Origin of the sequence: uncultured Roseibium sp., assembly GCF_947499295.1 — a bacterium.
GTDB lineage: Bacteria > Pseudomonadota > Alphaproteobacteria > Rhizobiales > Stappiaceae > Roseibium.
The window spans coordinates 1-6,552 of sequence record NZ_CANMNP010000048.1; the positions used below are offsets into that span (position 1 = coordinate 1).

Consider the following 6,552-nt stretch of genomic DNA (forward strand, 5'->3'; position numbering starts at 1 on the left):
CCTTCAAACGCCGAAAGAGAATCAGAAAGCAACTGATTTGGAAACCTTGAATCGCATCAAAAGCGACACGCTTTAGCCGGTATCAGACGCAAACATGGACGACCTCCTGAACAAAAAGGAGCCTATCTCCCCTGAAGAGCTCCTGGAGATGGTTGCACAGCTGACTTTCGGTCTTCGAGACATGCGAGATCGCGCAATCCTGCTCCTCGGATACGCCGCGGGCTTGAGGCGATCCGAGATCGTTGGCTTGGACGTCAACCGGGACGATACGGACGAGGAAAAGGGATGGGTTGAGATCGAGGATGGCGGTGTGGTGATCGTCCAGCGCACCAAAACAGATTGGAAGGAGGCCGAGGTCGCGCGCGGTTCGTCCTAACAAACCTGCCCCGTTCATGCGCTCGAGCAATGGCTACACTTCGCCAAGATCGAGCATGGGCCGATTTTCCGCCGGGTGCTGCGGGATACTCCGGTGTCCAGGCTGATCGCCTGTCAGACAAACACGTTGCCCGACTGATCAAGAAAACCTTGCTGGAAGCCGGACTTCGGCCCGACGTGCCGGATGCCGAGCGGATCAAACTGTTTTCCGGTCACTCGCTCCGGGCCGGTCTCGCCTCTTATGCTGAGGTCGATGAGCGACATGTTCAAAAGCAGCTCGGCCACACCTCCCCTCAAATGACACGGCGCTATCAAAGGCGAAGAGACCGGTTCCGCATCAATTTGACGAAAGCCACCGGCCTATGAAGCGCAACCTCCTCTCAAAGGTATTCGTTTACCGCCAAGCGCCACCCGAACCCGCGAAACTGAAATCATTGGAGCAGTCCGAAAAGCGTCGGTCACTGGATCTGTCGGATCAGCTCGGTCGGCCGGATTATTTGGGCAAAGCTGCAGACGCTAAACATGCCGCGAAAGCGGCTGTTAAGGCGGGTCAACATGATAAGGCCTGCGGTCTCTTCCACGGACAGAAAGAATATTATCTCAAACACGCCCAAAAGTCGGGCTTTGACGCCGAACAGGTGATGCGGATGGATGGATCGGTCAGCGAAGACTTTGCCAACATCCGCCGGCTCGAAAAGAAACACACCTAGGCCCTGGTGCATATTCTCTGCTGGACCGCCACCGCCACGATCTCGATCAAGCACCATGATACGAAACTCGCGGCTTGTTTCGGACGGTGCAAGTTTAAATACACATTACTTGCCAACGCGCAGCGGTTCCTGAAGTCTATCGAGGGTATCCCGGATTTCACAGCAATCCAGTCGCAGGTTGCAAAATGGCGGTAGTGCCAACCCTGTCAGAAACATACGGGCATTGAAGTCACTGTCAGGCCGCGCTCACCCGTGATTTGACGGGCTTGCCCTTCTTCATCGGTATTTCGGCCGTTGTACCATCGGGCATTTCCGCCAGGAGCCGCAGACGGCCGCCCATACCGGTGACATAGCGTTCCAGGGTTCCGATTTTAGCGCCGGTGAGCTTGGCATTTTCGAACCTTGATACCTCGCCCTGGGCCAAACCGGTTTTCTCGGCGAGGTCCTTCTGTGTGATCGAAAGGGCCTTGCGGATTTCGGACAGGTGCAGCTCTGCGGCCATCTCGCCGGCAAGCACTTCGATATGCTCGCGACGATCCTGCGGAAGCGTGCGAATGCGTTCAGCGGCATTCACAAAGGCAGTTTTCTTCAGCTTTGCCATCGATCTTCCTTTCATTCCGCCTCAAGCCATTCGTCGAAGCGCTCGTCAGCGGTTGCGATGAGGCTCTTGTAAAACCGCTTCTGGTTCTTGCCTTGTTTGTTGCCGCCAACCAGGACGACAGCGTTTCTTTCTTCATCGAACGCGAAGGCAAACCTCCAAACGCCCTGCTCTTTCACGCGAATTTCCTTCATATTGGCGTGGCTGGAACCGGCCAGTGTATCAACATGCGGGCGTCCCAACTGAGGTCCGTATTGCTCCAGCAAGAGAATTACCGCATCGAGCTTGTCACACACCTCATCAGGGAATGTTTCGCGTTCTTCGACGAAGTCCGGATGTTCAAGTACCGCCCACGTCATGGCAAAAATATAGCCTCTAACTGATATCTGTTCAAGAAGATATTCCGCTGCGTTCGCTCTATTTTATACAATCTCGTTCTCCAAATGTGTTTGAAGGTGCACAACCTCACGCCCTCACCTCACTCAAACGGCCATAAAAACTGCGATCCAGATGCAATTCCCCAGCCTGAGCCCTCCTAACGAGCTCCCTTAGATATCCTCCGGGGGATTTAACCAGTCCTTCGGTGTGTTTATCGAAGATCAGAGCGATCGAAGCGGCCGCAACCGCCGGTCCAAGAACCTTATTGGCCACATTCCAGGCATCCTCGGAGATACCCGCTATCGGTCTGAGAGTCGCTGCGGCCCGATGGACATCATTCCAGTTTCGTAAATAACCCTGGAGGTCACGCGCCATCTCGGCAAAGTGCGGACACGACGCCATCAGCATTGGTATATCGACCTCTGAACTCCGTCTGCTGGTGTGGGTGCTCCAGTTGGTATCCAAATCAACCTCCTCTGTCCTATCCGCGTTAACCGTCGGTGGCAATTGGGGCGATGCGTTGTCCGCGTGCTTTGTTTCAAAGCGATTACTTTTTACGAGATTAGGTTGATTTGTAGTTAGTATGCCGGTTCCATTATTGAGACTCGAGGGTGTCATATTTCTTGAAATAGGAACTATCTGCCCTCTTACTTCAGTCTCCTTTGAAAGCGCTTCTGCGTCGGAATCGGTTGGCCAATCAAAGGCAGCCTCGAAGGCTTCTTCCACGCGTTCCTTGAAGCCTTTGAACCCATCAAGGATGCTCATGAGCTTCTTCGGGCCCATGGAGCGCTTAGGAAGACCTTCGAGCAATACAGCGAACTCCTCCTGCAATTCACGCCAAGCCCCCCTGAGGCGGCTCTCCAGCGCTTTGTCGATCTTGGCGCGAATGCCACGACGTGTGACCGTGATTTTATTCCGTAGAGCGGCGCAAAACTCGCGCTCTTCCTGCAGCCGGGCATATAACGCCTCAAACTCCTCCGTGCGCGCCGCCAGAGGTGCCAGATCGAAGCCATAAGCCTGGATGATGATCCCTTCGTCGTCCCTCCGACCCCATCTCTTGCCATTCGGACTGTCTTTCATCGAGATAATGCCTACTTCGCAGAGACGACGTACATGACGCCTGAGCGTGGCCAGTGAAAACCCGGTTTGTTCCATCAGAAAGTTATTGGAGGCCCAAACAATGGGCCGCCGCCCCTCCTCCCAGTCCTGGGGTTGCGTGACCGCGCCAAACGTATCGAGAAGCAACAAGTCTTGAGATTTCAACCCGATCGCCGCCGCAACCTTCTTGGCCGCGACGATAGCTTGAGTTTTAGGTATAGATAGGCGTTCGCCGGCTCGTGCATATTTCTCAGCCTGCACGAGACCCGGCGTTGGCTTGCGCCAACCGTTATGTGTCATGATAGGTGTTTGACCTCCTTTACTTGAAAGAAGGCAAAAGAAATCCGTTCACCGAATCGGTGTTTTAGATTGACAGTGATTCGCCGAGAGTGGTATCTATGACTTGCAACAGAAATAGATTGGCTCTCTAACCGTCAGGTGGAGGGCTTTTCTTTTGCCTGTATCACATCCTCATTTCTGCGTTTCCGCCTTGAACTGCTCGTAAAGTGTCTCAAGACGTTTGGAGACGAATTCCCCAAATTCAATTCCTTTCTGATCACTGGATTTGACCGCCAATGTGAAGCTCTTGCCCCTCGCCGTGGTGCTAACCTCAACCCCCTTATCCTTGGGGATCCAGGGCTTGGGTCGTGTCGCAGCCCCCTTACCGCCCTTCTTCAGGCGCCCGAGCAAGAAGTTGAACCGATCATCGCTGCCTAGCGACTGGAAGCTGTCTTCTTCGATCAGCTGCAAAGCTTTCGTTTTGGTCGCAGGCCTATCGATTAGCGTTTTCAGCTCATACCAACGATCGCGGCCGATCGACTTGGCCGACCCGAGAACGTCTAATATCTCTTCTGGAATGCTGGCGACGGAAAGCATTTTGGACAACGTTGCTTTGTCGATCGAAAGTGCCGACATCGCGGTGGCGTTGTCCTTGTCAAATCCTCTCTCAATCACATCGGCTGCCATTAACGCACGCTCGATAAAAGAAAGGTTCGCCCTGGCCGCGTTCTCCTGACCCTGGGCGACAACGTGCTCCCGATCGCTCATCTGCTTTATGACCGAACGGACCTTGATGCCCAGCTCTTCCGCAGCACGCCAGCGCCGTGCGCCGAATACCACCATGTAACGACCGTCAATTTCAGGATGCGGCCGGATGAGAATGGGAGAGTTTTGACCTTCTTCCTGGATGGCTTTCTTGAGCGTTTCAAACTCGGCTTCGCTGTGTTCAATACGATCCCGCAAAAACGAGGGGTCGATGATCGACGGATCGATCTCGACGATCGTTTCGCCTTCAAGGAGCTGATCCGCTTTCTCGGCAAGATCATCCAATGTGCTTGAGATCGATTTGGACGCACCGCGGGACACAAACTCTGTCTGAACGAGTGCATCCGTTTCCAGATCTCCGCCAAGAACCTTCTCAAAGGGGTTTTTCCTAGCCATGCCAAAACCTCCAATCGAGTAGGGCGCTGTTTTTATGCGCTTTTTGCCCGGTTTTGACGGCAGTCAACTTCTTCATGAGCGCCCCCAGGCTCTGTGCACGAGATTCTGAACCTCGGAATTGACCGCCCACATGCTGTCAAAGGCCCGGTCATAGGTGCCCTTGTTAAACTTGGCCCTCTCTACTTCAAACAGGGATTGTTTTGTCAGCCCGGCGTCGGAAATAGCCGTCGATTTGACCATCGTGTTTGTCAGAATCTCCTCGGCGAACATCGATTGCATCAACCCAAGCAACTGTGTTTGCGGGATATCAGTAGGCTCGTAGCGCGTGATCAGGTAGCGCAACCAATCCATCTGAACCTCAGCGCCAGCCTTTACGAGTGACTTTGTGAAGTTCCCCAATGTGAGAAGGAACTGGCTCATGGACATCAGGTCCAGCATCTCGGGGTGGACCGTTATCAGGATGGATGTCGCCGCGGTGACCGCAGTCAGGGTTAAGTAGCCGAGCTGTGGCGGGCAATCGAGCACAACAATATCGTATCGCTCATCAACCTCTTCCAAAGCCTTGGTCAGCCTCGTGAAGAAGAACTTACCCTCTCGCGAGGACTGGGCTGCCAGAGGCGTTTCGAACTCATACTCGGACAGCTCCAAGTTTGCCGGAACGATATCAAGGGAGGGGAAGTTGGTTTGGCTGATGAGTTCGGAGAGAGGCCGCCTGTGCTCATCAAACCGCAGCGCGTCATAGACGGACGGGTTGTTGTCTATCTCCGGCTGGAAACCAAACAACGCTGACAATGAAGCCTGAGGGTCCAAGTCGAGCGCCAAGACTCTATGCCCAGCAAGCGCGAGTTGCTGGGCCAAATGGACGGCCGTTGTTGTCTTGCCGCTTCCGCCTTTGAAGTTGACGACACCGATAACCTGAAGTTTGTCACCCTCTCGTCTGTGCGGTACGTATTTCTTTGCGCCGCTTTTGCCGTTCCTGTCCAGATAGTCTCTGAGCTCGTTGATCTGTTCGGCCGTGTAGAATCTACGGCCGCCAGTTTTGGTTTCCGGGGTAGGGCCTTTCCCCTCCAGGCTCAGACGTTTTAAGTTGTTAGGTGTAACGCCAAGAAACTGCGCGACTTCCGCCATGGAGAACTGACGCAAGGACTTCTGCGCGTTGGGAGGAAACTTTTCGCGCCGCAAGATATCCAAACGCCGAGAAATCTCTGCCCCCTGCGCGAGAATTTTGTTATCAAACTCGAATGCCGGAAATGGCGTGTCTGCTTTCATCTACCCGATCCATAATGGCGCTAAATTTGCCATTTGTTGTATTTTGTCGCCATTATGGGCATTTCTGCGGCAGTGGCAATAGGCAAATTCTACCCAATTACTTGGCATCCCCACTACATCTTGCGAGAGGTCTACGGCGACTACCAGTAGATCCAGCGACAAGCACTGAAAGTTGACTGCCGTCAAAACTGCTTATTAACCGCACAAAAACAAACACTTACGGAATCGGTACATTTGACCATAGGAACGGGAAGTAGCGGGCTTAGTTGTTTACGGCTGCGGCATCAAGCAAACTTGGTAACGCCATGATACACAACGTGTTCTTCCCCAAAATGCGGACGAGACGGAGAATCTGAGCGGAATCGAACAGGGTATGTACTCGGTGATTCGGGCGAATTACTGATCTTAACGCGCCGTGTTGCGTAAATCATCAGGCGTCACGCATCGGTCCCTTACCCAAACTTTTGGCATCATGAGATACGCTCGAACGTAGGGCGTCCGAGGGAAGTCATCTTGTTGAGGACCGAGACGCCTATCCGGCTCTCGGTTCTCTGATTGTCCAGGGTGCGTGATCTCAGCCTTTCCCCGATGACCGACTTCCAGCGGACCATTTGCGTTTCCACGCGCGCTCTCTGGTTATATCCGGTGCTCTTTTGCCAGGCCATGCGGCCATGGGCCTTGATC

6 protein-coding genes and 2 pseudogenes are annotated in these 6,552 nt (G+C 53.7%); 2 read left to right on the forward strand and 6 right to left on the reverse strand.

Annotated elements, in window-relative coordinates:
• Window positions 1–72: 72 nt before the first annotated feature.
• Window positions 73–741, forward strand: a pseudogene (locus Q0835_RS28900) (tyrosine-type recombinase/integrase); the annotation flags it as partial.
• Window positions 738–1,085, forward strand: coding sequence for a hypothetical protein (locus Q0835_RS28905; protein WP_298966766.1), 348 nt, complete (start codon window positions 738–740; stop codon window positions 1,083–1,085). The pseudogene Q0835_RS28900 and the gene Q0835_RS28905, both read left to right, overlap by 4 nt.
• A 235-nt stretch (window positions 1,086–1,320) precedes the next feature.
• On the opposite strand, the gene Q0835_RS28910 is transcribed toward Q0835_RS28905, so the two are convergent.
• From Q0835_RS28910 to Q0835_RS28935, 6 genes and pseudogenes are all read right to left on the reverse strand, one after another.
• Window positions 1,321–1,686 carry a helix-turn-helix domain-containing protein gene (locus Q0835_RS28910; RefSeq protein WP_298966768.1) on the reverse strand — a complete coding sequence of 122 codons (366 nt, stop codon included), beginning with the start codon at window positions 1,684–1,686 and terminating at the stop codon, window positions 1,321–1,323.
• Window positions 1,687–1,697: 11 nt separating this feature from the next.
• Window positions 1,698–2,042 carry a type II toxin-antitoxin system RelE/ParE family toxin gene (locus Q0835_RS28915; protein ID WP_298966771.1) on the reverse strand — a complete coding sequence of 115 codons (345 nt, stop codon included), beginning with the start codon at window positions 2,040–2,042 and terminating at the stop codon, window positions 1,698–1,700.
• A gap of 106 nt (window positions 2,043–2,148) precedes the next feature.
• Window positions 2,149–3,459: a plasmid replication protein RepC gene (repC, locus tag Q0835_RS28920; RefSeq protein WP_298966774.1), complete on the reverse strand. Its 1,311-nt coding sequence runs from the start codon at window positions 3,457–3,459 to the stop codon at window positions 2,149–2,151.
• 171 nt (window positions 3,460–3,630) lie between these two features.
• The gene (repB, locus tag Q0835_RS28925; RefSeq protein WP_298966775.1) at window positions 3,631–4,599 is read right to left on the reverse strand and encodes a plasmid partitioning protein RepB; all 969 of its coding nucleotides are present in this window, start codon (window positions 4,597–4,599) and stop codon (window positions 3,631–3,633) included.
• Between the two features lie 72 nt (window positions 4,600–4,671).
• Window positions 4,672–5,868, reverse strand: a complete 1,197-nt coding sequence (repA, locus tag Q0835_RS28930; RefSeq protein WP_298966778.1) for a plasmid partitioning protein RepA — start codon at window positions 5,866–5,868, stop codon at window positions 4,672–4,674.
• 470 nt (window positions 5,869–6,338) lie between these two features.
• Window positions 6,339–6,552 (reverse strand): annotated as a pseudogene (locus Q0835_RS28935) (IS5/IS1182 family transposase); the annotation flags it as partial.

Bases quoted from the DNA above. Each gene is read 5' to 3' on its own strand.
- repC (WP_298966774.1), bottom strand. From the start codon at position 3,459: ATGACACATAACGGTTGGCGCAAGCCAACGCCGGGTCTCGTGCAGGCT.
- Q0835_RS28915 (WP_298966771.1), bottom strand. From the start codon at position 2,042: ATGACGTGGGCGGTACTTGAACATCCGGACTTCGTCGAAGAACGCGAA.
- repA (WP_298966778.1), bottom strand. From the start codon at position 5,868: ATGAAAGCAGACACGCCATTTCCGGCATTCGAGTTTGATAACAAAATT.
- Q0835_RS28910 (WP_298966768.1), bottom strand. From the start codon at position 1,686: ATGGCAAAGCTGAAGAAAACTGCCTTTGTGAATGCCGCTGAACGCATT.
- repB (WP_298966775.1), bottom strand. From the start codon at position 4,599: ATGGCTAGGAAAAACCCCTTTGAGAAGGTTCTTGGCGGAGATCTGGAA.
- Q0835_RS28905 (WP_298966766.1), top strand. From the start codon at position 738: ATGAAGCGCAACCTCCTCTCAAAGGTATTCGTTTACCGCCAAGCGCCA.